The following is a 24,909-nucleotide window of genomic DNA, read 5'->3' on the forward strand; positions in this document are numbered from 1 at the left end:
GGTCGTGACGACGATGACAGACGCTGCGCTGGCCGAGTTCAAGATGCCCGACGTGGGCGAAGGGCTCACCGAGGCAGAGATCCTCAAGTGGTTCGTGGCTCCCGGTGACACGGTCACCGACGGGCAGGTGGTGTGCGAGGTCGAGACGGCCAAGGCCGCCGTCGAACTGCCCATTCCGTTCAACGGTGTCGTACGGGAACTGCGCTTCCCCGAGGGCACCACGGTCGACGTCGGCCAGGTGATCATCGCGGTGGACGTGTCCGGCGGAAGCGCCCCCGCGGAGCCCGCCGCGCCTGCGGAGACCGAAGCGCCCGCGGAGACAGCCGTCGCCCCGGTGCGGGAGGCCGCTCCTGCGGCTGCCTCCGAAGCCGCCCCCGAGGAGGAGGCCGCTCCCACGGGCCGCCAGCCCGTGCTCGTGGGCTACGGGGTCGCCGAGTCCTCGACGAAGCGCCGCGCGCGCAAGTCCGCGCAGGATCAGGCCGAGGCCGCGGGCACGTACTACGCGGCTGCGGTCCAGGCCGAGTTGAACGGCTCGGGCGCGGCTGACGTCGCGGCCGAAGCCGCCGCCCCCGCGCCCGCCCGCGTCGGCGAGCGCCCGCTGGCGAAGCCGCCGGTGCGCAAGCTCGCCAAGGACCTGGGAGTCGACCTCACGGCCGTCGTCCCGTCCGGCCCTGACGGGATCATCACGCGCGAGGACGTGCACGCGGCGGTGGCCCAGGCCTCCGCCCAGGCCGCCCAGACCGCCCCCGCCCAGGCCCCCGTGTCCGCGCCGCAGCCGGTGGCCGCCGAGGCTGCCGCTCCTGCCGCCGCCCCGGCGGCCGGCACCGACGCCCGCGAGACCCGCATCCCGGTCAAGGGCGTCCGCAAGGCCATCGCACAGGCGATGGTCGGCTCGGCCTTCACGGCGCCGCACGTCACGGAGTTCGTGACGGTGGACGTGACGCGGACGATGAAGCTGGTCGAGGAGCTCAAGCAGGACAAGGCTTTTGCGGGCCTGCGGGTGAACCCGCTGCTGCTCATCTCCAAGGCGCTGCTCGTGGCGATCCGGCGCAACCCGGACGTGAACGCGGCCTGGGACGAGGCGAATCAGGAGATCGTCCAGAAGCACTACGTGAACCTGGGCATCGCCGCGGCCACCCCGCGCGGCCTGGTCGTCCCGAACATCAAGGACGCGCACGCCAAGACGCTGCCCGAACTGGCGGCGTCGCTGGGCGAGTTGGTCTCCACCGCCAAGGACGGCAAGACGACCCCGGCCGCGATGCAGGGCGGCACGGTCACCATCTCGAACGTCGGCGTCTTCGGCGTCGACACCGGCACGCCGATCCTGAACCCTGGCGAGTCCGCGATCCTCGCGGTCGGCGCGATCAAGCTCCAGCCCTGGGTCCACAAGGGCAAGGTCAAGCCGCGTCAGGTGACGACGCTCGCGCTCTCCTTCGACCACCGCCTGGTCGACGGCGAGCTCGGCTCCAAGGTGCTCGCCGATGTGGCGGCGATCCTGGAGCAGCCCAAGCGGCTCATCACCTGGGCGTAGGCAGTACGACGAGGGGGCCCGTCGCATCACGCGGCGGGCCCCCTCGTCGTATCCCCGCAGGGGCTACTTCTTGAAGCCGTAGTCCATCAGCTTCTTCGCGTCCTTCGTGCGGTTGTCGGCGGAGGTCGAGGTGAGGACCGTGCCGATGACCGTCTTGCCGTTACGGGTCGCGGCGAAGACCAGGCAGTACTTGGCCTGCGGGCCGGAGCCCGTCTTCACGCCGATGGCGCCGCTGTAGCTGCTGAGCAGGTTGTTCGTGTTCGACCACGACATGTAGCGGTAGCCACCGCTCTTCGTGGTGACCTTCTGCTTCGTCGACTTCGTCTTCACGACCGTACGGAACGTGGAGCTCTTCATCGCGCTGCTGGCGAGCTTCGTCAGGTCGCGGGGCGTGGAGTAGTTGCCCGCGCCGCCGATGCCGTCGAACGAGTCGAAGTGGGTGTTCGTCAGGCCGAGGCTCCTGGCCTGCGTGTTCATCTTGCCGATGAACGACTTCACGCGTGCCGAGCGGGTGGTGCCCTTGCCGAACTTGTCCGCGAGCGCGTACGCCGCGTCGCAGCCGGACGGCAGCATCAGGCCGTACAGGAGCTGGCGGACGGTGACCTTGTCGCCGACGATCAGCCGGGCGGACGAGGCCGTGTTCCTGACGATGTAGTCGCTGTAGGCCTTCTCGATCTTGACCTTGGAGTTGAGGTTGAGGTTCGGCTGCGAGAGCACCACCTTCGCCGTCATGATCTTGGTGGTGGATCCGGTGGACCGGCGGGTGTCCGCGGCCTTGGTGAACAGGGTCTTGCCCGTGCCGTTGTTCATCACGAAGCCGCCCTTGGCGGCGATCGACGGCTTGGGCAGCGCGGCCGCATGGGCCGGGGTCGTGAGGGCTCCGCCCGCGAATACCGCACCCGCAGTGACGATTACGGCCGATGCGCGTCGAATGCCCTTAATGGGGGTGTTCAAGTTCAATGCTCCAAATGCCCCTGGAATACGGCCACATGAGGGTGCCGCTTGATGGTGAGACGCACGAGAGGGGCGAATGGATGTGCTCTGAGAGGGGTGAAGTCCGGATCGTGGACTGGACGACCTCATGGGTACGTGTTGTATCTATGCTGTGCGCATGCCTGTCGCACCCGCCTCTCCCCTCACACCAGCCCTGAAGCAGCCGCCCGCGGCGGAGCGTGTGTACACGCACGTCAAGCAGGGCGTGCTCGACCGTCGGTACGAGGGCGGCACGCTGCTCACCGAGGGCGAGCTCGCCGAGGCCGTCGGGGTGTCCCGCACCCCGGTGCGCGAGGCCCTCCTGAAGCTGGAGGTGGAGGGCCTTCTCCGGCTCTACCCGAAGAAGGGGGCGCTGGTCCTGCCGGTGTCCGTGCAGGAGATCGCCGATGTCGTCGAGACGCGGCTCCTGGTGGAGACGCACTCGGTGCGCAAGGCGGTCCCCGCGCCGCCGGGTCTGGTCGCCCGCCTCGAAGAGCTCCTCGGCCGGCAGCGCGAACAGGCCGCCGCCGGTGACCTCGCCGCCGCGGCCGTGACCGACCGCTGCTTCCACGCCGAGATCGTGCGGAGCGGCGGGAACGAGATCCTGGCCCGCCTGTACGACCAGCTCCGCGACCGGCAGCTGCGGATGGGCGTCGCCGTGATGCACTCCCACCCCGACCGGATCGCCAAGACGCTGGCGGAGCACGAGGAGATCCTCGACGCGCTGCGCGCCGGGGACGCGGAGGGGGCGGTCGCCGTGGTCACCCGGCACGTCGGCTGGTTCCAGAACCTGGCCAGGGGCGAAGTCCGATGACCTCCGCCGCCGCACCCGTCTCGCTCCCCGGTGATCCCCCGGGCGGCAAGAAGGCCATGCTCGTCTGGGGCATCGGCGTCGCCGTCTACTTCGTCGCCGTCATCTTCCGGACCTCCCTCGGCGTCGCCGGGCTCGACGCCGCCGACCGCTTCCACGTGAACGCGTCCGCGCTCTCCACCTTCTCGATCCTTCAGCTGCTCGTGTACGCGGGCATGCAGATACCCGTCGGCCTGATGGTCGACCGGCTCGGCACCAAGCGCGTGCTGACCATCGGCGTCGTCCTCTTCACGCTCGGGCAGCTCGGCTTCGCCTTCTCGCCCTCGTACGGAATGGCGCTCGCGTCCCGCGCGCTGCTCGGCTGCGGTGACGCGCTGACCTTCATCAGCGTGCTGCGCCTTGGCACCCGCTGGTTCCCGGCCCGGCGCGGACCGCTGGTCGCCCAGCTCGCCGGTCTGGTGGGCATGGCGGGCAACCTCGTCTCCACCCTCGTCATCGCCCGGCTGCTGCACTCCGTCGGCTGGACCGCGGCCTTCGCCGGCAGCGCGCTCTGCGGTGTCGTCGTCCTCGTACTGATGACGCTGTTCCTCAAGGACCACCCCGAGGGCCACGAACCGGCGCCGGTGCGGCACACCGGCGGGGCCTTCGTGCGCAAGCAGATCGCCCTGAGCTGGCGCGAGCCCGGCACCCGGCTCGGGCTGTGGGTGCACTTCACCACGCAGTTCCCCGCGATGGTGTTCCTGCTCCTGTGGGGCCTGCCGTTCCTCGTCGAGGCGCAGGGGCTCACGCGCGCGAGCGCCGGGGCGCTGCTCACCCTCGTCGTGCTGTCCAACATGGTGGTGGGCCTGGTCTACGGCCAGATCGTCGCCCGGCACCACGCGGCGCGCACGCCGCTCGCCATCGGCACGGTGGCGGCGACCGCCGTGATGTGGGCGGTGACGATCCACTACCCCGGCGACCACGCCCCGATGGGCCTCCTCGTCGCGCTCTGCGTCGTGCTCGGCTCCTGCGGCCCCGCGTCCATGATCGGCTTCGACTTCGCGCGGCCCGCGAACCCGCCGGAGCGCCAGGGCACCGCCTCCGGCATCGTGAACATGGGCGGCTTCGTCGCCTCCATGACGACGCTGCTCGCCGTCGGCGTGCTCCTGGACGCGACCGGCGACAACTACCGGATCGCCTTCTCCGCCGTCTTCGTCCTCGAGGCGCTCGGCCTCAGCCAGATCCTGCGGCTGCGGACGCGCGCGGTGCGCAGGGAGAAGGAGCGGCTCGTCGCCAGCCGCGTCGAGGCCGTGCACGTGCCCGTGTGAGGGCGAGGCGGCCGCGGGGGAGCTACGGCGTGACCGCGAACTCCCGCAGGATGGCATCGGCAAGGCCGTGATCGCCCTCGATCTTGATCCGGTCGGCCACCGACGCGTACGAGACGCGGCCGCACGCGAGGCGGAAGTACGTCTCCCAGTCCAGGCCGAGCGTGGCGAGCGGGCCGAGCGAGGGGGAGCTGTCGACCGTGGCGTGGCCATCGGCGTCGACGCGGACCGTGCGCAGGAACTCGACGGGCCCGCTCACGTCGAAGACGACCGCCGAATTGACCGGCGCCGCCGCCTTCTTGGCGACGACCTTGGGCAGTCCCTGCAGCAGGAGGTCCCGCGCGACATACGCACCCGGGGAGTCCAGGTCGCCGGGCTTCTTCAGGGTCGTACGCAGATCCTGCTCATGCACCCAGACGTCGAACGCCCGCATCCGCATGGCCAGTTCGAGGGTCTGCTCGGTGCCGAGCGGACCGCGGATCTTGTGCGAAGGGTCGCGCGACTCGTTCCGCAGCTGCCGCGAGCGGCGGATGATCGTGTACTCCAGCTCGGAGGTCATCTCGGGCGCGGTGTGGTGGCGCCGGACGTCGACCTGCACCTCCATGTACCGCTGGCCCTCGGTCTGTACGTGGTACAGGTCGCGGGGCAGGGTGTGGATGGGGCGCGGGTCGCCCAGCATCTCGCAGTCCAGGCCTATGACGTGGGAGACGACATCGCGCACCGACCAGCCGGGGCAGGGCGTGGCCCAGCTCCACTCTCCCTCGGCGAGCGGTGACACCAGCTCGGATATGGCTGATACGGATTGGGTCCAGGCGTCGGCGTAGGTTTGCAGGCTGGGATGGAGACTCACGGGACCCCTCGACGGTCGTACGCGGGCGGTGGGTGTCTGAGACGCGTCTGTGGGGGTCCGGGGGGCTCCCCCGGAAAATCACAGTACGCTGCCCGCAGGCACCCCTGCAGTGCTTTCGTGTGACGATCGTAGGCCTGCATTGACGGCTCGAATGCCAGGACGGTGGTAGTGTGCGCGCCTCCCTCATCCAGATCGCCGTAGACGAGGGCGAATCGGTCAATTCCCGTCGCTCGCGGGTCTCTTCACTGGTCCGTGAGGTCGCCGGGCGGGAGCGGCCGGATCTCGTCGTTCTCCCCGAACTGTGGACCACGGGCGCCTTCGCGTACGAGTTGTTCGCGAGCGAGGCGGAGCCCCTGGCGGGGGCGACGTACGAAGCGATGGCCAAGGCCGCGAGTGACGCGGGGCTCTGGCTGCACGCGGGGTCCATTCCGGAGCGGGACGCCTCGGGGGACCTCTACAACACCTCGCTCGTCTTCTCGCCCGAGGGTGAACTCGCCGCCTCCTACCGGAAGATCCACCGGTTCGGCTTCGACAAGGGCGAGGCCGTGCTGATGGGTGCGGGCAGCGAGCTGGTGACGGTGCGGACGCCTGACACGGCGATCGGGCTCGCCACGTGCTACGACCTGCGCTTCCCCGAGCTCTTCCGGGGGCTCGTCGACGCGGGCGCCGAGATGTTCGTCGTCCCCGCGGGGTGGCCGGCGCGGCGGCGTGAGCACTGGACGCTGTTCGCCCGGGCGCGGGCGGTCGAGGACCAGGCGTACGTCCTTGCCTGTGGCACCGGCGGCACGCACGCCGGCGTCCCCCAGGCGGGGCACAGCGTCGTCGTCGACCCCTGGGGCGAGGTGCTCGCCGAGGCCGGGGACGGTGAGGAGGTCCTCACCGTCGACCTCGACCTCTCCAAGGTGGCTGCAACGCGGGAGCAGTTCCCGGCGCTGAAGGACCGGCTGCTGGGGATGGACGTCCCGCGGCGCTGAGTCCCCCGGCTGAGTCCCTCAGCCGAGTCCCGCGGGGGCTAGTCGTCGTCGCGTTCCTTTTCCGCCAGGCGGATCACGCAGACCGTGACGGCAAGGAGCAGGGCCGCGTCGGCGTCCTCGCGGGTGACGTGCAGGCCGTACGTCTCGCGGACGCGGAACCAGCGGCGGGAGATGTCGGCCAGGAGTTCGCCGTCGTACTCGATGGCGAACTCGCGGTCCAGGATCTTGCCGCTGACGTCGAGTTCGGTGCCGTCGACGAGGTCCACGCGGTAGTGGTTGCGCAGCAGCGAGAGGCGTTTGCGCTTGACCGTGGCCAGCGTGTCCCCGTCCCGTTCGATCACCATCGTGTCGCGCAGCGCCAGCATCTTGGCGCGGATGTCGATGAGGACGCGGCCCTGCATGTCCTTGAGCTCGAAGGTGTCGCGCAGGCGCATCGCCTTGCCGTCGACGAAGAAGACCTTCTGGCCCTGGTCGTCCTCGATCCAGTAGTCGTCGCCGATGCCCAGCAGCCGGTCGCGTACGAGAAGTTTCATGGGGCCATGACTACCCCGCGGCGGGCGCGGCACCGGGGAAGCCGGGGGAGTTCACCGTGACGTGGCGGTGCGCCGACGGGCCCGGCAGCCCTGGGGGTGGCTGCCGGGCCCGTCGGTGAGTGGTGGTCAGTGGTGTTCGTCGTCCGTCCTGATCACCGTGGCACCCGGCGGCACGACCGTCTTGCGGCGTGCGTTGGTGAACGCGGCGACACCGATCACGCCCACGGCCATCATGATGAGACCGGTGACGGTGAGGTTGATGCCTTCCATCTCCCAGTCGGTGGCGAACGCGAGGATGGCGCCCGCGGCGATCAGGATGATGCATCCGCCCAGGCCCATGAGGACCGCCTCCCTAAGTCGTGAAGTCGTGGCGTGCACCCGGGTACCCGGACCCGCCGCGATCACACGGAGAAGCGGAAATCGTCCTTCAGCCCTCGAGGAAGGCCACCAACGCGTTGGCCAGCAGGTGCGGATCGTCGGCACCGCACAGCTCGCGCACGCTGTGCATGGAGAGGATCGCCACGCCGATGTCGACGGTCTTGATGCCGTGCCGGGCGGCGGTGATCGGGCCGATCGTCGTGCCGCAGGGCATCGCGTTGTTCGAGACGAAGCTCTGGAAGGGCACGCCGGCCTTCTCGCACGCGGCGGCGAAGACGGCACGTCCGGAACCGTCCGTGGCGTACCGGTTGTTGACGTTGACCTTGAGGATCGGGCCGCCGTTGGCGCGCGGGTGGTGCGTCGGGTCGTGCCGCTCCGCGTAGTTGGGGTGCACGGCGTGGCCCGTGTCGGAGGAGAGGCAGACGGTGCCGGCGAAGGCGCGGGCCTTGTCCTCGTACGCGCCGCCTCGCGCGAACACGGACCGCTCCAGGATGCTTCCGAGGAGCGGTCCGTCGGCGCCGGTGTCGGACTGCGAGCCGTTCTCCTCGTGGTCGAAGGCCGCGAGCACGGGGATGTACGGGAGGGAGTCGGCGTCGTCCGCCGTGGCGACGGCGGCGAGCGCGGCCGTACAGGCGTGCACGGACAGCAGGTTGTCCATGCGGGGGCCCGCGATGAGGTCGCGGTCGCGGCCGAGGTAGGAGGGGGCCTCGATGGGGTGCGTCATCAGGTCCCAGCCGGTGACGTCGCCGGGGGCGAGTCCCGACTCCTCCTCCAGGAAGCTGATGAGGTCGCCCTCGTGCACGTCGTCGCCGAGCCCCCAGATGGGCTGCATGTGCTTCTGCTTGTCGAGCTTGAGGCCGTCGGCGACCACGCCGCGGTCCATGTGGATCGCCAGCTGCGGGACGCGCAGCAGGGCCCGGTCGATGTTCACCAGGCGGGTGGAGCCGTCCCGCAGCGAGAGCCGGCCCGCGAGGCCGAGGTCGCGGTCGAGCCAGGAGTTGAGCAGCGGGCCGCCGTAGATCTCGACCGCGACCTGCCGCCAGCCGTGCGCGCCCGCGTCCGGCTTCGGCTTGACGCGGAGGTTGGGGGAGTCGGTGTGGGCGCCGACGATGCGGTACGGGGTGTGCGCCAAGGCACCTTCGGGGACGAACCAGGCGACGATCGCGCCGCCGCGCTGCACATACTTGCCGCCGGTCGACCCGTCCCAGGCGTCGGTCTCCTCGACCTGCCGGAAACCGGCCTTCTCTAGCCGCTCCGCGGCGCTCGCCACTGCGTGGTACGGGGAGGGGCTTGCCGCAAGGAAGGTCATGAGGTCGTCGGAGTGGCCGCGGTCGAAGCGGGCAAGTGTGCTCATGGCTTCCAGCCTAGCTAGCGGTTCCTCTGGGCGAGGGGGGCCATTTCTGGGAGGTTCTGTACCGGATCTGCCCGTATCCCGGGGGCCTGTACCGCCGCTCGCGCGGAATCTTTCCCGCCCACCCACCCGATCACCCCGCAGACGACAGTGGCCCGCCCCCTGAACGGGAGCGGGCCACCACCTGAAGTGTCGCGAAGGCTAGAACGCGGCCTCGTCCAGCTCCATCAGGTCCAGGTCCACGCCCTCGGCGAGCTTGCGCTCGTTGGCCACGCCCGGCAGGACGTTCGCGGCGAAGAACTTGGCCGCGGCGATCTTGCCCTCGTAGAAGGACTTGTCCTTGGCCGAGGCGGAGCCCGACTCCAGCTTCTCGGCGGCGACGGCCGCGCCCCGCAGCAGGAGGTAGCCGACGACGACGTCGCCCGAGACCATCAGGAGGCGGGTCGTGTTGAGGCCCACCTTGTAGATGGACTTGACGTCCGACTCCGTGGCCGCGAGGTCCGTCAGCATGACGCCGACGATGGCCTCCAGCTCGACCGCGGCCTTGGCCAGCTCCTCGCGGGCCCCGGCCAGGCTCTCGCCGCCGGTGCCGACCGCGAGGAACTTCTTGATCTCCTCGGCGAGGCCGTTCAGCGCGGCGCCCTGGTTGCGGACGATCTTCCGGAAGAAGTAGTCCTGGCCCTGGATGGCCGTCGTGCCCTCGTAGAGGGTGTCGATCTTGGCGTCACGGATGTACTGCTCGATCGGGTACTCCTGGAGGTACCCCGAGCCGCCGAACGTCTGGAGCGACTGCGCCAGCTGCTCGTACGACTTCTCCGAGCCGTAGCCCTTGACGATCGGCAGGAGGAGGTCGTTCAGGGCGATCAGCGCCGACGCGTCCTCGCCCGCCGCCTCCTTGATCTGGATGTCGTCCTGGACGGCCGCGGTGTGCAGGACCAGGGCGCGCATGCCCTCCGCGTACGCCTTCTGCGTCATCAGCGAGCGGCGGACGTCCGGGTGGTGGGTGATCGTCACCTTGGGCGCCGTCTTGTCCATGAACTGGGCCAGGTCCGGGCCCTGGACGCGCTCCTTGGCGTACTCCAGGGCGTTCAGGTAACCCGTCGAGAGCGTCGCGATGGCCTTCGTGCCGACCATCATGCGGGCGAACTCGATGATCATGAACATCTGGCGGATGCCGTCGTGCTTGTCGCCGATCAGCCAGCCCTTGGCGGGGTGCTGGTCGCCGAACGTCATCTCGCACGTGTTGGACGCCTTGAGGCCCATCTTGTGCTCGACGTTCGTCGCGTACACGCCGTTGCGCGCGCCCAGCTCGCCGGTCTCCCAGTCGAACTCGTACTTCGGGACGAGAAAGAGCGAGAGGCCCTTCGTGCCGGGGCCGTGGCCCTCGGGGCGGGCGAGGACGTAGTGGAGGATGTTCTCCGACATGTCGTGCTCACCGGACGTGATGAAGCGCTTCACGCCCTCGATGTGCCAGGAGCCGTCCTCCTGCTTCACCGCCTTCGTGCGGCCCGCGCCCACGTCCGAACCGGCGTCCGGCTCGGTCAGGACCATCGTCGAGCCCCACTGCTTCTCGACGGCGATCGCGGCGACCTTCTTCTGCGCTTCGTTGCCCTCGTCGTGCAGGATGCCCGCGAACGCCGGACCGGAGGAGTACATCCACACGGCCGGGTTGGCGCCGAGAAGCAGCTCCGCGTAACCCCAGATCAGGGAGCGGGGAGCGGTCGTGCCGCCGATGCCCTCGGGCAGGCCGAGGCGCCAGTACTCGGAGTCCATGAAGGCCTGGTAGCTCTTCTTGAAGGACGCCGGGACCGGCGCGGTGTTGGTCTCGGGGTCGAACACCGGCGGGTTGCGGTCGGCGTCCTCGAAGGACTCGGCCAGCTCGTTCTCGGCGAGGCGGCGCAGCTCGTCGAGGATGGTCTTGGCGGTGTCGACGTCCATCTCCGCGAACGGGCCGGTGCCGTACAGCTTGTCGCGGCCGAGTACCTCGAAGAGGTTGAACTCGATGTCGCGGAGATTCGACTTGTAGTGCCCCATGGCGACGGCTCCGTAAGCAGAAAAGGGATCAACAGGATCAGTACCAGCTAGTAGCTACGATGATGCTACCCGCCAGTAATAAGAAGCAACCCCTAATAGGTCATCTGTGACTCAGTACTCGTGCGCGGTGCGGGTGCGGGCTCAGTACTCTTGCGGACATGTACGGCTACGACCAGAGCCCAGGCGCCCAGCAGCAGTACGCCCCGCCCGGGGCGCAGCCGCCGCCGCAGCAGATGCCGGGCGGCGCGGGCGGATACGCCCAGCAGCCCCCGCTCTACCCCGAGCCGTCTCCCCCGTCCCTCGCGGACGCGGTGCGCGCCTTCACCACGGGTTCGATGTCCGCGGAGGACTTCCAGCAGACCTTCGCCACCTCGAAGGTCTACTGCCCGCGCGGCGACAACCCCGGCTTCCTCGCCCTGCACAACACCCAGCAGCCCGTGATTCCGATGTTCACCTCGCTCAAGGAGCTGCGCCGGTACGCGGGCAAGGAGTCCAAGTACTTCGTGATCACGGGCGCGGAGGTCATCGACCTCCTTCCCACCGGGTATGGCTTCGTGCTCGACATGGAGGGCGAGCACCGCATGGTCTTCGACGCCAAGGCCGTCGAGCAGATGGTCGACTTCGCCATGCGCCGGATGTACGGCTAGGCGCCGCCGCGCGGCCACAGGCGGCCGTTTCCGGCCAGACAGGACGCCCGGAGGGAATTCCCTCCGGGCGTCCCGCGTTCCCGGTGGCAAGAAGTTCTACGTTCAACTAAAGTGGACGTACGAAGAAGGAGGCACCGACATGCCCGCTGTGACCGTCGAGAACCCGCTGACCCTGCCCCGTGTGGCCGCGTCCGGCGACGCCGTGGCCCGCCCCGTGCTCGCCGTGACGACCGCGCCGAGCGGTTTCGAGGGCGAGGGCTTCCCGGTGCGCCGGGCCTTCGCGGGGATCAACTACAAGCACCTCGACCCGTTCATCATGATGGACCAGATGGGCGAGGTGGAGTACGGAGCCGGGGAGCCCAAGGGCACGCCCTGGCACCCGCACCGCGGCTTCGAGACCGTGACGTACCTGATCGACGGCACGTTCGTGCACCAGGACTCGAACGGCGGCGGCGGCACCATCCAGAACGGCGACACCCAGTGGATGACCGCCGGGTCGGGCCTCCTGCACATCGAGGCCCCGCCGGAGTCCCTCGTCCAGTCCGGCGGCCTCTTCCACGGCCTCCAGCTGTGGGTGAACCTGCCCGCGCGGGACAAGATGATGGATCCCCGCTACCAGGACATCCGCGGCGGCCAGGTGCAGCTCCTGACCACCCCCGACGGCGGCGCGCTCCTGCGGGTCATCGCCGGTGAGCTCGACGGCCACGACGGCCCCGGCATCACGCACACGCCGATCACGATGATCCACGCGACCGTGCGCCCCGGCGCCGAGGTCACGCTGCCCTGGCGCGAGGACTTCAACGGCCTCGCGTACGTCCTCGCCGGGCGCGGCACGGTCGGTGCCGAGCGCCGTCCGGTGCACATGGGCCAGACCGCGGTCTTCGGCTCCGGCTCCTCGCTGACCGTCCGCGCGGACGAGAAGCAGGACGGGAACACCCCCGACCTGGAGGTCGTGCTGCTCGGCGGGCAGCCGATCCGTGAGCCGATGGCGCACTACGGACCGTTCGTGATGAACAGTCAGGCCGAGCTCCAGCAGGCGTTCGAGGACTTCCAGAAGGGTCTGCTCGGCACGGTTCCGGCCGTGCACGGCATGTAGCCGTACATAAGGTGCGGGGCCGCACGGCCCGTGCTCGGGTAGGAGGGTGAGCACCCTCCTGCCCGAGCCCGCACGTCGTACCGCCGCCTGGTGCGTGGTCCTCCTGCTCGTCGCCGGCGTGGCCGCCGTGGCGATCTGGCTGTTCGTCATCCTCAAGACGGCCGTCACGCCGGTGCTGCTCGCCCTCCTCGGCACGGCACTCCTGGGGCCCGTCTACCGCTGGCTCCTGAAGATGAAGGTGCAGCGCTCGCTGGCCGCGGGGCTCACCTGCGCGGCCGTCGTCGCGGTCGTCGGCGGCGCGATGTACATCGTGGTCAAGGCCCTGGTCGACACCGGCGACCAGATCATCGCCTCCGTGAAGCAGGCCGCCGCCGACCTGTCCGAGCACTTCGGTGCCGCGGGCACCTCCCTGGACGACATGGCGTCCAACGCCAAGGAACTCCTGGGCAAGTTCGGCGGCTCCGCCGCGTCCGGGGTGATCAGCGGGCTCAGCGTCGTCGGCGAGATGATCGCCATGGCCGTCCTCGCGCTGCTGCTCGTCTTCTTCTTCCTGCGCGACTCCGACCGGGCCATGGGCTCCATGCGCTCGCTCGCCCCGCGCGGCACCGCCGACACCGTCGAGGCGATGGGCCGCCGGGCCTTCGAGGCCGTCGAGGGCTTCATGCGCGGCACCACGTTCATCGCGCTCATCGACGCCATCTGCATCACGATCGGGCTCCTGGTGCTGCGGGTGCCGGGGGCGTGGGGGCTCGGCGCGCTCGTGTTCATCGGCGCCTACATCCCCTACCTGGGCGCGTTCATCTCCGGAGCCGTCGCCGTCCTGGTCGCGCTCGCCGACCGGGGCTTCGTCATCGCGCTGTGGGCGCTGGGCGTCGTGCTCGCCGTGCAGGTCCTGGAGGGGCACGTGCTCCAGCCGGTGATCCAGTCGCGGACCGTGCAGATGCATCCGGCGGTCGTGATGCTGGCGATCACCGCCGGGGCGTCGGTGGCCGGAATCCTCGGGATGCTGCTCGCCGTGCCGGTGACGGCGGCGGCCTTCGGGGTGATCTCGGAGCTGCGGGAGCGTTACCCGGCGGGCTCCGCCGGGCCCTCCTCGGCCTCGGACAGCCCCGTGGAAGGCCCCGCGTCCCCCTCGTAGAGCTCGAACCAGATGCTCTTGCCCTCGCCCCTGGGGTCCACCCCCCACTCGTCGGCGAGCAGCTCCATCAGGACCAACCCCCGCCCGGACGAGGCCAGTTCACCGGGGTGGCGCTTGTGCGGCAGGTCGTCGCTGCCGTCCGACACCTCGGCCCGCAGCCGGCGCGAGCCCGGCTCCCCGATGACCTCGGCGACCAGGAGGGCGTCGCCGTCCGTGTGCACCAGTACGTTCGTGATCATCTCGGAGACCATCAGGACCGCCGAGTCGACCTGATCGGCGACCGCCCAGTCGTGCAGCAGCTCCCGCACATGGCGCCGCGCTCCCGCGATCCGCTCCGGCTCGGCCTGCGCGACCGTCAGGACGGTGCGCCGTGCGGGCGTGCGGTGGGCGGGGTGACCGGCTCTGCGCAGCAGCAGGACCGCTATGTCGTCCTCGCGGCGGTCCACGAGCGGCCCGGTGGTGTGGTGCGAGGAGGGCCCGTGCACGGCCTGCACGAGGGTGTCGGCCAGCTCTTCGAGGCCGTCGTCGCCGTCGTCGCCCCCGTCCTCCTCCAGGATCTTGCGAATCCGCTTCCAGCCGCTGTCCAGGTCGTGGCCGCCGGTCTCGATGAGGCCGTCCGTGCAGACCAGCATCGTCTCGCCGGCCTCCAGGACGAGGCGGGTCGTGGGGTAGTCCGCGTCCGGGTCGATGCCGAGCGGCAGACCGCCGGCCGTGGGGCGCAGCAGGACCGTTCCGTCACTCATGCGTATCGCGGGCTCCGGGTGGCCCGCGCGGGCGATCTCCAGGACACCGGTGGCCGGATCGGCCTCCACGTAGAGACAGGTCGCGAAGCGCGGGTCGGCGGGGTCCCCGCCGGGGTCGCCGTCCGAGCCGATCGTGATGCCGTCCGTGATCCCCGAGAGGAAGCGCGTCGCCCGGGAGAGCACGGCGTCCGGGCGGTGGCCCTCGGACGCGTACGCCCGCAGGGCGATCCGCAGCTGTCCCATCAGGCCCGCCGCCCGCACGTCATGGCCCTGGACGTCGCCGATGACGAAGGCGATGCGGCCGTTGGGCAGCGGGATCATGTCGTACCAGTCGCCGCCCACCTGGAGCCCGCCGCCGGTCGGCACGTACCGCGCGGCCACGCTCATCCCCGGGATGCGCGGCCCGAGCAGCGGCAGCATCGAGCGCTGAAGACCCTCCGTCAGCTCCCGCTCCGACTCGGCGACCCCGGCCCGGGAGAGGGCCTGGGCCAGCATCCGGGCCACCGTCGTCAGGACGGAGCGCTCGTCCGGCGTGAACGAGACGGGGTAGGCGAAGGCGGCCAGCCAGGCGCCCATCGTGCGGCCCGCGACGGTCAGCGGCAAGAACGCCCACGACTGCCGCTCGAAGGGCCGGGCCAGCGGCCAGGTGGCGGGGTAGCGGCGGTGGTACTCCTCGGGCGAGGAGAGATACACCGCGCGGCCCGTGCGGACCACCTCGGCGGCCGGATAGTCCGTGTCCAGGGGCATCGCCGAGAAGGGCAGGTCGTCCCCCGGCTGGTGGCCGTGATGCCCGATGACCTTGAGCCGGTCGCCTTCAAGGCCGAAGACACCGAGCCCGTCCGGCGAGAACCCCGGCATGGAGAGCCCGCCGGCGACCCGGAGCACCTCCTCGGTCGACCGCGCCTCGGCGAGCGCGCGCCCCGCGTCGAGCAGGAAGGCCTCGCGGGAGCGCCGCCAGTCGCCGGTGACGGGGGAGCGGGCGGCGGCGCCCGGCGGGGGCTCGCTGACCTCCTGGAGGGTGCCGATGAGCTCGTACGAGTGCGTGGTCTCGTCCACGATCGGCTTGGAGCGGCTGCGGACGATGCGCAGGACCCGGCGCCCCTGCTCGTCCATGATCCGCAGGCGGGCCTCGGCGAGGGTGCCCTCGGCGACGGCGAGCTGGACGATGCCGTCGATCTCGTTCCAGTCGACGGGGTGGAAGCGGGAGCGCACACCCGCCTCGGTGAGGCTCTGGGCACGCGCGGGGAGCCCGAGGAGCCGGGACGCCTCGGCGTCGAGCGTGACGGTGCCGGTCGCGTTGTTCCAGCGCCACAGGCCGGTCGCGATGGCGGCAAGGACGTCCCGCACGGGAGGCAGGGGTTCGTCCCCCGCCTGCTGCAAGGGATCGTCGGTGCGCATTGACCCACTTTAGGAAGATCCACGGACAAGGCGCCACCGCCGGGGGTGGCGAAGAGCCCTCCGGGGGTGATCGGGAAGTAATCCGGAAAGCGATCTCCGCCCGGACGGTAGCCTTGGGGCCTGTCTGCTCTCTCCCCTATTCGCGAAGACTGGATGAACGAAGATGCATCGGTACAGGTCCCACACCTGCGGCGAGCTCCGCGCCTCTGACGTCGGCTCCGACGTCCGGCTGAGCGGCTGGCTGCACAATCGCCGAGACCTGGGTGGCATCCTCTTCATCGATCTGCGCGACCACTACGGAATCACGCAGCTGGTGGCCCGCCCCGGCACCCCCGCCGCCGAGACGCTCGACAAGCTCTCCAAGGAGACGGTCGTCCGTATCGACGGCAAGGTCGTCTCGCGCGGCGCGGAGAACGTGAACCCCGAGCTGCCCACGGGCGAGATCGAGATCGAGGCCGCCGACGTCGAGGTGCTCGGCACCGCGGCCCCGCTGCCCTTCACGGTCAACGCGGACGACGGCGTGAACGAGGAGCGCCGCCTGGAGTACCGCTTCCTGGACCTGCGCCGCGAGCGCATGCACCGCAACATCATGCTGCGCTCGTCCGTCATCGCCTCGATCCGCTCGAAGATGGTGGCCCTCGGCTTCAACGAGATGGCGACGCCGATCCTCGCCGCGACGTCCCCCGAGGGCGCCCGCGACTTCGTGGTGCCCTCCCGCCTGAACCCGGGCAAGTTCTACGCCCTGCCGCAGGCCCCGCAGCAGTTCAAGCAGCTGCTGATGATCTCGGGCTTCGACCGCTACTTCCAGATCGCGCCGTGCTTCCGCGACGAGGACGCGCGCGCCGACCGCTCGCCGGGCGAGTTCTACCAGCTCGACGTCGAGATGAGCTTCGTGGAGCAGGAAGACGTCTTCCAGCCCATCGAGAAGCTCATGACGGAGATCTTCACGGAGTACGGGGGCGGCCGCGAGGTCACATCCCCCTTCCCGCGCATCCCGTTCCGCGAGTCGATGCTGAAGTACGGCAACGACAAGCCGGACCTGCGCGCGAAGCTCGAACTGAGCGACATCACGGACATCTTCGCCGACTCCGAGTTCAAGGCGTTCGCGGGCAAGCACGTGCGCGCCCTGCCGGTGCCGGACACGGCGTCGCAGTCCCGCAAGTTCTTCGACGGCCTCGGTGACTACGCGGTCGAGCAGGGCGCGAAGGGCCTGGCCTGGGTGCGCGTCGCCGAGGACGGTTCGCTGACGGGCCCGATCGCGAAGTTCCTGACGGAGGGAGACGTCGAGGAGCTGACGAAGCGTCTCGGCCTGGAGGCCGGTCACGCCGTCTTCTTCGGCGCGGGCGAGGTCGACGAGGTCTCCAAGATCATGTCGGCCGTCCGCGTCGAGGCCGCCAAGCGTGCGGGCCACTTCGAAGAGGGCGTCTTCCGCTTCTGCTGGATCGTCGACTTCCCGATGTACGAGAAGGACGAGGACACCGGGAAGATCGACTTCTCCCACAACCCCTTCTCGATGCCCCAGGGCGGCATGAAGGACCTGGAGGAGAAGGACCCCCTCGACATCCTCGCCTGGCAGTACGACATCGTCTGCAACGGCATCGAGCTGTCCTCCGGCGCCATCCGCAACCACGAGCCCGAGGTCATGCTCAAGGCCTTCGAGATCGCGGGCTACGCGCGCGAGACGGTGGAGCAGGAGTTCGCGGGCATGCTCCGCGCCTTCCGCCTCGGCGCCCCGCCGCACGGCGGCATCGCCCCCGGCGTCGACCGCATCGTCATGCTCCTCGCGGACGAGCCGAACATCCGCGAGACGATCTCGTTCCCGCTGAACGGCAACGCGCAGGACCTGATGATGGGCGCGCCCTCCGAGCTGGAGGAGAGCCGCCTGCGTGAGCTGAACATCGCGCTGCGCAAGCCGGTGGCCTCCGCCAAGGGCGAGGACAAGTAGCCAAGCAGCCTCGAGAAGCAGGCGAGTTGAGGGCCCGGAACCGATCATCTGGTTCCGGGCCCTTTCCTGTGCGTACGCACAGTCGGTGCACACGCCGGTGACAGGTGGGGTCCATAGCGTCCGGTTCATGACAGAGAACAGGAACCACCAGCCGGAGAAACCCCAGGGCCCGGCCCACAAAAGGGACGTGACGCGCCGTAAGGTCCTGATCACGGGCGGGGCCGCGGTGGCGGCGGTCGGCGTGGGCGGCGCGGTGGCGGCGAGCGCGTCCGCGGAGGGGACGGGCACCTCGGCATCCGGCGCCTCGACTGCGGAATCGGCCTCCGAGACGTGTTACCGCCTGACCGGCGAGACGACCGAGGGCCCGTACTACATAGACGCCGACAAGATCCGCGAGGACATCACGGAGGACAGGGAGGGCATCCCCTTCACCCTCCGCCTCAAGGTGATCGACGCGGACACCTGCAAGCCGCTGAAGAAGGCGGCGGTGGACATCTGGCACTGCGACGCGCTGGGGATCTACTCGGGGTACGAGTCGATGAGCGGCGGGGGCGGAGGCGGCGGCACCCCGCCGACGGGAGCACCGACCGGAAGCCCAACCGGCACCCCCACCGGCACCCCCACCGGCACCCCGCCCTCCGGCGGCCCTGGCGGGGGCGGCGGAGGCCACCAGGAGCCGACTGACGACGAGCGCTACCTGCGGGGCACGCAACTCACCGACAAGCACGGCTACGTGGAGTTCAAGACCGTCTTCCCCGGCTGGTACCAGGGCCGCGCCGTGCACATCCACACCAAGGTCCACGTGGGCGGCACGATGACGGACACCGGCTACGAGGGCGGCCACACCTGCCACACGGGCCAGTTCTTCTTCGCGGAGACGGCGGTGCTCGCCTCCGCGGAGGTGTCCCCGTACTCCACGAGCACGACCGAGCGCACGACGCTGGACGAGGACACGATCTACGGCGGGGGCGGCACCCAGGACGGCCTCCTGAAGCTGACGTACCGCAAGGGCCGCATCAACAAGGGTGTCGTCGGATCGATCACGATGGGCGTCGACCCGGACGAGACGCAGGACGGGACGTCGTAGCCCGGCAGGCGCCGCAGGTCAGCTGCTCGGGACCAGCCACGGCTTGTCCGGGAGCGGGGAGCCCGTCTCCAGGAGGGACTTGAGGTTGGAGAGGACCGCGGGCCAGCCCGAGCCCACGTCGTTGCGCTCCTTCTCGTCCGCGAGGTTCTCGTGGGTCACCGTCAGGCGCACGATCCCGCCGTACGGCTCGATGTCGAACGTGACCTGGGAGGGGTCGGCGGAGTCGGCTGCCGCGTTCGGGTACCCCCAGGTCGTCACCAGGCGGGTGGGCGGGGTGCTCTCGACGACCTCGCCCACCACGTCCGCGATGCCCGAGCCGTCGGTGCGCCGGTGCTCCCAGGGTGAGCCCTGCCGCCAGTCGGAGACGTTGGCGTGGCCCCAGTACGCGGCCGTCAGCTCCGCGTCGGTGAGGGCGTGCCAGACCTTCTCCGGGGTGCTCTCGATGTAGGTGACGTAGACGTACGTCGGCTTCGCCGGGTTGGTCGGGTTCGTGGTCATGGTGGCCTCCGCCTGTTGTTTCAGTGCGCTGAGGGCTCGCAGCCGCGGGTGTTCGAACTTGTCGATCCATCGTTCCTGGATCTCGTGCAGCGGCACGGGATTCAGGTAGTGGAGCTTTTCGCGCCCTCGCCGGACGGTGCTGACCAGGTTCGCGGCCTCCAGGAGGGCCAGGTGCTGGGTGGCCGACTGGCGCGTCATCGCGACGCGCTCGGCGAGCTCACCCAGCGTCTGGCCGTTCTCGGCGTGCAGCTGGTCCAGGAGATAGCGCCGCGTGGGGTCGGCCAGGGCCTTGAAGACCTTGTCCACCGACTTGTCCAGCGCGCTGCCTGCCCCGGGGCTAGGACTCTTGCTCGTACTCACCCCTCCATCATGCAGGTATTTACCTGCATGTCAAAGTCCGGAGCCTCGGGTCCGGCTCGTGCCCGTCCGGCTCGCGTGCTGTCTATGCTGGCCGTACGGATGTGATGCGGCGGAGGCCCTCATGGCGAAGAGCGACGCGCTGATCGACATGTGGCACGAACTAGAGGTGCCCGACGGCCTGCGTGTTGAGCTGCTCGACGGCGAACTCGTCATGCAGGTGAATCCTGGCCACATCCACGACCTGCCCGGCCGCAGCCTCGTGCGGCACACCCCCGAGCCGTTCGAGGCGTGGTCGGAACGCGGTCTGCTGGTGGCGGACGACTACCGCCCCCGTGCGGACGCCGTCATCATCCGTGGCGACGACCGCCCCGCGGAGGACAAGCGCGAGCGCTATGCCGGATCGGCATCCCCGTCTACTTGATCGTCTACCCGAACGACGCCACGTGGCACCTCCTGCGGCTCGACGGCCGGTGCTACGTCGAGACGGACAAGGGCATCTTCGGTCAGCCCATCGCCCTGCCCGACCCGCTGGGGTTCACGGTGGAGACGCGATCGTGGCACCCGTACCCGGCGGACACGGCCCGCTAGCCCGCCGGTGGAGCCGGCTTGATCAGCGGTTCCCCAGCAGCCCCACGATGCTGGAGAAGCTGTCCGCCGCGTGGCCCGCGTCCATGCCGCGGCGGAACAGGTCCGCCACCGCCGACGGCAGCGCGGCGTCCACGCCCGAGTCCCTGTGGGTGTCCACGACGTGCTGCATGCTGGCCAGGCCCATGGCCAGGCGGTCCACGTCGCCCTCGTGGTTGCCCGCGTCGATGCGCGCCGCGTAGAAGGACAGGAACTCCGGCATCCCGGTCATGTTCTCCGAGGCGTACGGCAGGATGTCCGTCGCCGTCAGGCCGTTGGCCTTCGCGAGGGCGACCGCGTACCAGTAGCTGGAGACGCTCGTCCAGAAGATGACCATGTTGAGCTGGTACATCAGCGCCGCGAGGCCCGCGTCCTCGCCCCGGTAGTCCGTCTGCCCGGTCAGGACCTCAAGGGTCGCGCGGTGCTTGTCGTACGCCGCGCGCGGGCCGCTGTAGAACGTCGAGAACTCCGGCTTCCCGATGCCGTGCGGCGGCGCGAGCACCCCGCCGGTGAGGTGCGCGGCGCCGTGCCCGGCGGCCCAGGCCGCCGCCTCGCGGGCCTTCTTGGGGGTGTCCGAGCTGAGGTTGACGAGCACGCGGCCGGGGAGCGCGGACGCGGCCGGTTCGAGCACGGCGTACATCGCGTCGTAGTCCGTGAGGCTCAGGATCACCAACTCGTTGGCGGCGACGGCCTCCTCGGGGGTGGCGGCCAGGATCGCGCCGCGCTCCACCAGCGCGTCCGCCCGGGACGCGGTGCGGTTCCAGAGGGTGACCTGGTGGCCCTTGTCGAGCAGGGCGGTGGCCATCGCGTGGCCCATGGGGCCGAGGCCGATGAGGGTGACAGGGGTGGCGTTCATGTGGCTTCTCCCGGACTAGAACGATCGCTCTATCTAGAGCACGGGGAGAACGTAGCACGACTCTGGAACGAACGCTCTAATTAGTGACGGAGGTAGAGTGGCGCCATGGCCCAGACCCCCGCCCCGACCTCCACCGCCGACTCCGCCGCCCCCGTCGGCACCCGCGACCGCATCGTCGCCGCCGCCGCACGCCTGCTGCAGCGCCAGGGATACGTCGGCACCGGCATCAAGCAGATCGCGAAGGACGCGCAGGCCACGCTCGGCTCCGTCTACCACTTCTTCCCCGGCGGCAAAGAGGCCGTTGCCGTGGCCGCGATCACGCACAGCGGCGAGGAGTTCGCCGTGCTGCTGCGCCAGGCGCTGACCACGGTCGACGACCCCGGCGCCGCGATCGAGGCCTGCACGGCGGAACTGGCCGTGGGGCTGCGGGAGTCGGGCTGGATCGACGGCTGCCCCGTCACCGCCGCGGCCCTGGAGACGCTGGGCACGGACTCGGAGATCCAGCGGGTGTGCGCGGTCGCGCTGGCGAGCTGGGAGCGGCTCGTCGAGGAGAAGCTGCTCGGCTCCGGCTTCGCCGCGCGGGACGCGCGGGAGCTGGCGACCACGGTGATCAGCGCCATCGAGGGGGCCGAGGTGACCGCCCAGGTCAACCGCAGCGAGGAGCCGCTACGGGCGGTGGGACGTCAGCTGGCGCGGCTCGTGGGGTCGTACGGGGCGGAATCGTCGTACGAGGCGGAATCGACCGCCGCCGGGCGATAGCTCAGGCGGCCGGCGTGTGCGTCGCCGACACGGCCGTCGCCTCGGCCCATTCCGCGACGAGGCGTTCGTACTCCTTGTGTTGCTCGGGTCGGAGATACCCGCCTGTCCGCAGCCAGAGCGCACGTATCTCCTCGTTCACCTCGGCCGCTGAGCGCGGCCGGTCGGGGGTGTCGGGAGTCGTGGTCATACAGTGAAGCGTACGTACGAAGTTGTGAAGACGGCGTGAGTTCTGGTCGAATGTGATCGGTATCGCTATTTCAACCGCATGAATCAGCCAAGTTGGGCAAGAAGAAAGGGCCCGCGAGTTCAATCGCGAGCCCTTTCAGGTCAGTTCGGGACGGTCGGACCGACCGGTTACGCCTGCTTCGTCTCCTCCAGGCGCGGGAACAGCACCGCGCCCTTCGTCACCGTCGCACCCACCGGCAGCTGACCCCACGTACCCGCGTCCTGGACCTTCTGGTCGGCGAGCGCGCCCAGTGAGGCCTCGGCGCCGAGCGAGTCCCACAGCTTCTGCGAGGTCTCCGGCATGATCGAGTTCAGCAGGACGGCCACCGCGCGCAGCGAGTCCGCCGCCGTGTAGAGGATCGTCGCCAGGCGGGCCTGGCCCTCCGGGGACTCGTCCTTGGCCACCTTCCACGGCTCCTGCTCCGTGATGTAGCCGTTGACCTGCTTGACGAAGGCGAAGATCGCCAGGATGCCGGCCTGGAAGTCGACCTCCTCGCCGATCTTCAGGTCGGCCGTCGCGACCGCCTTGGCCAGGCCCTCCCGCACGGCCTGCTCCGCCGGGCCGGACGCGGTCGCCTCGGGCAGCGCGCCGCCGAAGTACTTGCCGACCATGGCGGCCAGGCGCGACGCGAGGTTTCCGTAGTCGTTCGCCAGCTCGCTCGTGTAGCGGGCGGTGAAGTCCTCCCACGAGAACGAGCCGTCCTGGCCGAACGCGATGGCGCGAAGGAAGTACCAGCGGTACGCGTCCACGCCGAAGTGCGAGGTGAGGTCCTGCGGCTTGATGCCCGTCAGGTTCGACTTCGACATCTTCTCGCCGCCGACCATCAGCCAGCCGTTCGCCGCGATGCGGCCCGGCAGCGGCAGGCCCTGCGCCATCAGCATCGCGGGCCAGATGACCGCGTGGAAGCGCAGGATGTCCTTGCCGACGAGGTGCACGTCGGCGGGGAAGGTTGTCCTGAACTTTTCCTCGTCCGCGCCGTACCCGACGGCCGTCGCGTAGTTGAGGAGGGCGTCGATCCAGACGTAGATGACGTGCTTGTCGTCCCACGGGACCTTGACGCCCCAGTCGAACGTCGAGCGCGAGATCGACAGGTCCTGAAGGCCCTGCTTGACGAAGTTCACGACTTCGTTGCGCGCCGACTCGGGCTGGATGAAGCCCGGGTTCGCCGCGTAGTGCTCAAGGAGCTTGGGGCCGTACTCGCTCAGCTTGAAGAAGTAGTTCTCCTCCTTGAGGAGCTCCACCGGCTTCTTGTGGATGGGGCAGAGCTTCTGCCCCTCGAACTCGCCGCCGGCCTCGCCGTCGATCAGGTCGCCGGGGAGCTTGTACTCCTCGCAGCCCACGCAGTACGGGCCTTCGTAGCCGCCCTTGTAGATCTCGCCCTTGTCGAAGAGATCCTGGACGAACTCCTGCACGCGGTCCGTGTGACGCTTCTCCGTCGTGCGGATGAAGTCGTCGTTCGCGATGTTCAGGTGCTCCCAGAGAGGCCGCCAGGCCTCGTCCACGAGCTTGTCGCACCACTCCTGTGGCGTGACGTCGTTCGCCTCGGCAGTGCGCATGATCTTCTGACCGTGCTCGTCCGTGCCGGTGAGGTACCACACCTTCTCGCCGCGCTGACGGTGCCAGCGCGTGAGCACGTCCCCTGCAACGGTCGTGTAGGCGTGGCCCAGGTGAGGAGCGTCGTTGACGTAGTAAATGGGGGTCGATACGTAGAACGCCTTTGCGCCTTCGCTCGTCCCCTGCTTCTCGGATCCAGTGGCCGCCATGGTCGAAATCCTAACGGCCCCGGAGCGGGCGATTCACCTCGATTCCAGGGGGTGGACCCGGGGTGGACCCCGAAGGGCCCACCCCTTGGGGTTACGGGCGCCAGGCCGCCAGCAGGCCGTCGTACAGCTCCGCGTCCGTGAGCTCGCGGGGGGTGGGGCCCGCGTGGAAGAAGGCGGCGTTGTCGGCCTTCAGCTTGCGGAGGTAGTCGAAGCCCTTCGCCTCGTGCTCGCCGAACGCGACGAACTGGAAGAAGAGGGGGTGCTTGGCCGCGTCCGCGAGGGCCTGGTTGGCGGGGCCCTTCGCGTCCGGGGGGCCGTCCGTCTGGAAGACGACGAGGGCGGGGCCGCCCTTGTGCTCCGACTTCTCGTAGTGGCTCACGACCTCTTCGATCGCGCGGTGGTAGCTGGTGCGGCCCATGCGGCCCGCTGCCGCGTGCAGCTCGTCGATACGGCCCTCGTGCCGGGGGAGCGTGAGGGTGCCGGTGCCGTCGATGTCGGTGGAGAAGAAGACGACGTGAACGGTGGCTTCGGGGTCCGTGTGGGCGGCCAGGGCGAGGACCTGCTCGCCCAGGCTCTGGGCGGAGCCGTCCTTGTAGTACGAGCGCATGGACCCGGACCGGTCGAGTACGAGGTACACGGGGGCGCGGACCCCGGCGAGGTCCCTCTTGCGCAGGGCCTCGGCGGCTGCCTTGTGCGCGGTGGCGAGGCCGGGGGGCAGCTCCCCTGCGGCTTCGGGCTCCGCCGGGCCGCCCGGCTCCACCGAAGCTTCGGGCTCCGCGGCGGCTGTGACGTCCGCCTCCACCTCGGCAACGGCGGCTTCGGGCTCCGCCGGGGGCGTGGTGGTCTGCGCCTCTTCCTCGGCAACGGCGGCTTCGGGCTCCGCCGGGGGCGTGGTGGTCTGCGCCTCTTCCTCGGCAACGGCGGCTTCGGGCTCCGCCGGGGTCACGTGTACTTGCGCCGCTTCATCGGCCCCCGGCGTCGAGGTCTGTGCCCGCCCTTCCCCAAGCTCTCGGCTCCGCTCGAGCAGGGGA

Annotated in this window: 24 protein-coding genes; 12 read left to right on the plus strand and 12 right to left on the minus strand. The window is 69.9% G+C overall.

Annotated elements, in window-relative coordinates; genetic code table 11:
• The first annotated feature begins 4 nt into the window (after positions 1–4).
• The gene (locus ACIGXX_RS14430; RefSeq protein ID WP_399975645.1) at positions 5–1,531 is read left to right on the plus strand and encodes a dihydrolipoamide acetyltransferase family protein; all 1,527 of its coding nucleotides are present in this window, start codon (positions 5–7) and stop codon (positions 1,529–1,531) included.
• 63 nt (positions 1,532–1,594) lie between these two features.
• Here ACIGXX_RS14430 and ACIGXX_RS14435 read toward each other — a convergent pair whose 3' ends face one another.
• Positions 1,595–2,485, minus strand: a complete 891-nt coding sequence (locus ACIGXX_RS14435; RefSeq protein ID WP_351167195.1) for a D-alanyl-D-alanine carboxypeptidase — start codon at positions 2,483–2,485, stop codon at positions 1,595–1,597.
• Positions 2,486–2,642: 157 nt separating this feature from the next.
• On the opposite strand from ACIGXX_RS14435, the gene ACIGXX_RS14440 reads away from it, so the two are divergent.
• Both ACIGXX_RS14440 and ACIGXX_RS14445 read left to right on the plus strand, forming a co-directional pair.
• Positions 2,643–3,317, plus strand: a complete 675-nt coding sequence (locus tag ACIGXX_RS14440; protein ID WP_351167193.1) for a GntR family transcriptional regulator — start codon at positions 2,643–2,645, stop codon at positions 3,315–3,317.
• On the plus strand, positions 3,314–4,621 hold the full coding sequence (locus tag ACIGXX_RS14445; protein WP_351167191.1) for an MFS transporter: 1,308 nt from the start codon (positions 3,314–3,316) through the stop codon (positions 4,619–4,621). Before ACIGXX_RS14440 ends, ACIGXX_RS14445 begins: the two co-directional genes overlap by 4 nt.
• 22 nt (positions 4,622–4,643) lie before the next feature.
• Here the strand turns inward: ACIGXX_RS14445 and ACIGXX_RS14450 are convergent, their stop codons facing one another.
• A complete protein-coding gene (locus tag ACIGXX_RS14450) occupies positions 4,644–5,468 on the minus strand; it encodes a maleylpyruvate isomerase family mycothiol-dependent enzyme (RefSeq protein ID WP_361466512.1) in 825 nt (274 codons plus the stop codon).
• Between the two features lie 170 nt (positions 5,469–5,638).
• Between ACIGXX_RS14450 and ACIGXX_RS14455 the strand changes: the two genes are divergently transcribed.
• Positions 5,639–6,442, plus strand: a complete 804-nt coding sequence (locus tag ACIGXX_RS14455) for a carbon-nitrogen family hydrolase (protein WP_366461597.1) — start codon at positions 5,639–5,641, stop codon at positions 6,440–6,442.
• A 38-nt stretch (positions 6,443–6,480) separates the two neighbouring features.
• Here ACIGXX_RS14455 and ACIGXX_RS14460 read toward each other — a convergent pair whose 3' ends face one another.
• The 4 genes from ACIGXX_RS14460 to ACIGXX_RS14475 form a co-directional block, all read right to left on the minus strand.
• Positions 6,481–6,975: an LURP-one-related family protein gene (locus ACIGXX_RS14460; protein ID WP_351167185.1), complete on the minus strand. Its 495-nt coding sequence runs from the start codon at positions 6,973–6,975 to the stop codon at positions 6,481–6,483.
• Positions 6,976–7,101: 126 nt separating this feature from the next.
• Positions 7,102–7,314 (minus strand): DUF6458 family protein, encoded by a 213-nt coding sequence (locus ACIGXX_RS14465; RefSeq protein WP_361466506.1) that lies wholly within the window; start codon positions 7,312–7,314, stop codon positions 7,102–7,104.
• Between the two features lie 88 nt (positions 7,315–7,402).
• Complete coding sequence (locus ACIGXX_RS14470) at positions 7,403–8,707, minus strand: M18 family aminopeptidase (RefSeq protein ID WP_351167181.1); 1,305 nt, start codon at positions 8,705–8,707, stop codon at positions 7,403–7,405.
• 198 nt (positions 8,708–8,905) lie between these two features.
• Positions 8,906–10,738, minus strand: a complete 1,833-nt coding sequence (locus ACIGXX_RS14475; RefSeq protein WP_366461595.1) for an acyl-CoA dehydrogenase — start codon at positions 10,736–10,738, stop codon at positions 8,906–8,908.
• 158 nt (positions 10,739–10,896) lie between these two features.
• Between ACIGXX_RS14475 and ACIGXX_RS14480 the strand changes: the two genes are divergently transcribed.
• The 3 genes from ACIGXX_RS14480 to ACIGXX_RS14490 all read left to right on the plus strand — a co-directional run bounded on the left by ACIGXX_RS14480 (position 10,897) and on the right by ACIGXX_RS14490 (position 13,619).
• Complete coding sequence (locus ACIGXX_RS14480) at positions 10,897–11,385, plus strand: SseB family protein (protein WP_351167177.1); 489 nt, start codon at positions 10,897–10,899, stop codon at positions 11,383–11,385.
• A 139-nt stretch (positions 11,386–11,524) separates the two neighbouring features.
• Positions 11,525–12,481, plus strand: a complete 957-nt coding sequence (locus ACIGXX_RS14485) for a pirin family protein (protein ID WP_351167175.1) — start codon at positions 11,525–11,527, stop codon at positions 12,479–12,481.
• A gap of 46 nt (positions 12,482–12,527) precedes the next feature.
• Positions 12,528–13,619, plus strand: a complete 1,092-nt coding sequence (locus ACIGXX_RS14490) for an AI-2E family transporter (protein WP_399975655.1) — start codon at positions 12,528–12,530, stop codon at positions 13,617–13,619.
• On the opposite strand, the gene ACIGXX_RS14495 is transcribed toward ACIGXX_RS14490, so the two are convergent.
• Positions 13,547–15,760: a SpoIIE family protein phosphatase gene (locus ACIGXX_RS14495; protein WP_399975658.1), complete on the minus strand. Its 2,214-nt coding sequence runs from the start codon at positions 15,758–15,760 to the stop codon at positions 13,547–13,549. The two genes, ACIGXX_RS14490 and ACIGXX_RS14495, sit on opposite strands and share 73 nt — an antisense overlap.
• Positions 15,761–15,923: 163 nt before the next feature.
• Here ACIGXX_RS14495 and aspS point away from each other — a divergent pair, with 163 nt between their 5' ends.
• Together aspS and ACIGXX_RS14505 are read left to right on the plus strand one after the other, a co-directional pair.
• The gene (gene aspS / locus ACIGXX_RS14500; RefSeq protein WP_361466500.1) at positions 15,924–17,705 is read left to right on the plus strand and encodes an aspartate--tRNA ligase; all 1,782 of its coding nucleotides are present in this window, start codon (positions 15,924–15,926) and stop codon (positions 17,703–17,705) included.
• 127 nt (positions 17,706–17,832) lie between these two features.
• A complete protein-coding gene (locus ACIGXX_RS14505) occupies positions 17,833–18,792 on the plus strand; it encodes an intradiol ring-cleavage dioxygenase (protein WP_399975662.1) in 960 nt (319 codons plus the stop codon).
• An 18-nt stretch (positions 18,793–18,810) separates the two neighbouring features.
• Here the strand turns inward: ACIGXX_RS14505 and ACIGXX_RS14510 are convergent, their stop codons facing one another.
• Positions 18,811–19,596: a metalloregulator ArsR/SmtB family transcription factor gene (locus ACIGXX_RS14510; RefSeq protein ID WP_351167228.1), complete on the minus strand. Its 786-nt coding sequence runs from the start codon at positions 19,594–19,596 to the stop codon at positions 18,811–18,813.
• A 175-nt stretch (positions 19,597–19,771) separates the two neighbouring features.
• Here ACIGXX_RS14510 and ACIGXX_RS14515 point away from each other — a divergent pair, with 175 nt between their 5' ends.
• Together ACIGXX_RS14515 and ACIGXX_RS14520 are read left to right on the plus strand one after the other, a co-directional pair.
• On the plus strand, positions 19,772–20,071 hold the full coding sequence (locus ACIGXX_RS14515) for a hypothetical protein (protein ID WP_399975665.1): 300 nt from the start codon (positions 19,772–19,774) through the stop codon (positions 20,069–20,071).
• Positions 20,068–20,238, plus strand: a complete 171-nt coding sequence (locus ACIGXX_RS14520; protein ID WP_399975668.1) for a hypothetical protein — start codon at positions 20,068–20,070, stop codon at positions 20,236–20,238. The genes ACIGXX_RS14515 and ACIGXX_RS14520 overlap by 4 nt, the downstream gene beginning before the upstream one ends.
• 22 nt (positions 20,239–20,260) lie before the next feature.
• Here ACIGXX_RS14520 and ACIGXX_RS14525 read toward each other — a convergent pair whose 3' ends face one another.
• Positions 20,261–21,130 carry an NAD(P)-dependent oxidoreductase gene (locus ACIGXX_RS14525; protein WP_399975671.1) on the minus strand — a complete coding sequence of 290 codons (870 nt, stop codon included), beginning with the start codon at positions 21,128–21,130 and terminating at the stop codon, positions 20,261–20,263.
• A gap of 105 nt (positions 21,131–21,235) precedes the next feature.
• Here ACIGXX_RS14525 and ACIGXX_RS14530 point away from each other — a divergent pair, with 105 nt between their 5' ends.
• Positions 21,236–21,889, plus strand: a complete 654-nt coding sequence (locus ACIGXX_RS14530; protein WP_399975674.1) for a TetR/AcrR family transcriptional regulator — start codon at positions 21,236–21,238, stop codon at positions 21,887–21,889.
• Position 21,890: 1 nt separating this feature from the next.
• On the opposite strand, the gene ACIGXX_RS14535 is transcribed toward ACIGXX_RS14530, so the two are convergent.
• The 3 genes from ACIGXX_RS14535 to ACIGXX_RS14545 form a co-directional block, all read right to left on the minus strand.
• Positions 21,891–22,076 (minus strand): hypothetical protein, encoded by a 186-nt coding sequence (locus ACIGXX_RS14535; protein ID WP_351167157.1) that lies wholly within the window; start codon positions 22,074–22,076, stop codon positions 21,891–21,893.
• A 167-nt stretch (positions 22,077–22,243) separates the two neighbouring features.
• Positions 22,244–23,878, minus strand: coding sequence for a methionine--tRNA ligase (gene metG / locus ACIGXX_RS14540; RefSeq protein WP_351167155.1), 1,635 nt, complete (start codon positions 23,876–23,878; stop codon positions 22,244–22,246).
• 91 nt (positions 23,879–23,969) lie between these two features.
• Positions 23,970–24,824 carry a VWA domain-containing protein gene (locus ACIGXX_RS14545; RefSeq protein ID WP_399975678.1) on the minus strand — a complete coding sequence of 285 codons (855 nt, stop codon included), beginning with the start codon at positions 24,822–24,824 and terminating at the stop codon, positions 23,970–23,972.
• Positions 24,825–24,909: the final 85 nt, after the last annotated feature.

This window comes from Streptomyces sp. NPDC055243, assembly GCF_044544025.1.
Lineage (GTDB): Bacteria > Actinomycetota > Actinomycetes > Streptomycetales > Streptomycetaceae > Streptomyces.

Bases quoted from the DNA above. Each gene is read 5' to 3' on its own strand.
- ACIGXX_RS14440 (WP_351167193.1), top strand. From the start codon at position 2,643: ATGCCTGTCGCACCCGCCTCTCCCCTCACACCAGCCCTGAAGCAGCCG.
- ACIGXX_RS14445 (WP_351167191.1), top strand. From the start codon at position 3,314: ATGACCTCCGCCGCCGCACCCGTCTCGCTCCCCGGTGATCCCCCGGGC.
- ACIGXX_RS14460 (WP_351167185.1), bottom strand. From the start codon at position 6,975: ATGAAACTTCTCGTACGCGACCGGCTGCTGGGCATCGGCGACGACTAC.
- ACIGXX_RS14465 (WP_361466506.1), bottom strand. From the start codon at position 7,314: ATGGGCCTGGGCGGATGCATCATCCTGATCGCCGCGGGCGCCATCCTC.
- ACIGXX_RS14470 (WP_351167181.1), bottom strand. From the start codon at position 8,707: ATGAGCACACTTGCCCGCTTCGACCGCGGCCACTCCGACGACCTCATG.
- ACIGXX_RS14475 (WP_366461595.1), bottom strand. From the start codon at position 10,738: ATGGGGCACTACAAGTCGAATCTCCGCGACATCGAGTTCAACCTCTTC.
- ACIGXX_RS14480 (WP_351167177.1), top strand. From the start codon at position 10,897: ATGTACGGCTACGACCAGAGCCCAGGCGCCCAGCAGCAGTACGCCCCG.
- ACIGXX_RS14485 (WP_351167175.1), top strand. From the start codon at position 11,525: ATGCCCGCTGTGACCGTCGAGAACCCGCTGACCCTGCCCCGTGTGGCC.
- ACIGXX_RS14495 (WP_399975658.1), bottom strand. From the start codon at position 15,760: ATGCGCACCGACGATCCCTTGCAGCAGGCGGGGGACGAACCCCTGCCT.
- aspS (WP_361466500.1), top strand. From the start codon at position 15,924: ATGCATCGGTACAGGTCCCACACCTGCGGCGAGCTCCGCGCCTCTGAC.
- ACIGXX_RS14505 (WP_399975662.1), top strand. From the start codon at position 17,833: ATGACAGAGAACAGGAACCACCAGCCGGAGAAACCCCAGGGCCCGGCC.
- ACIGXX_RS14515 (WP_399975665.1), top strand. From the start codon at position 19,772: ATGGCGAAGAGCGACGCGCTGATCGACATGTGGCACGAACTAGAGGTG.
- ACIGXX_RS14525 (WP_399975671.1), bottom strand. From the start codon at position 21,130: ATGAACGCCACCCCTGTCACCCTCATCGGCCTCGGCCCCATGGGCCAC.
- ACIGXX_RS14530 (WP_399975674.1), top strand. From the start codon at position 21,236: ATGGCCCAGACCCCCGCCCCGACCTCCACCGCCGACTCCGCCGCCCCC.
- ACIGXX_RS14535 (WP_351167157.1), bottom strand. From the start codon at position 22,076: ATGACCACGACTCCCGACACCCCCGACCGGCCGCGCTCAGCGGCCGAG.
- metG (WP_351167155.1), bottom strand. From the start codon at position 23,878: ATGGCGGCCACTGGATCCGAGAAGCAGGGGACGAGCGAAGGCGCAAAG.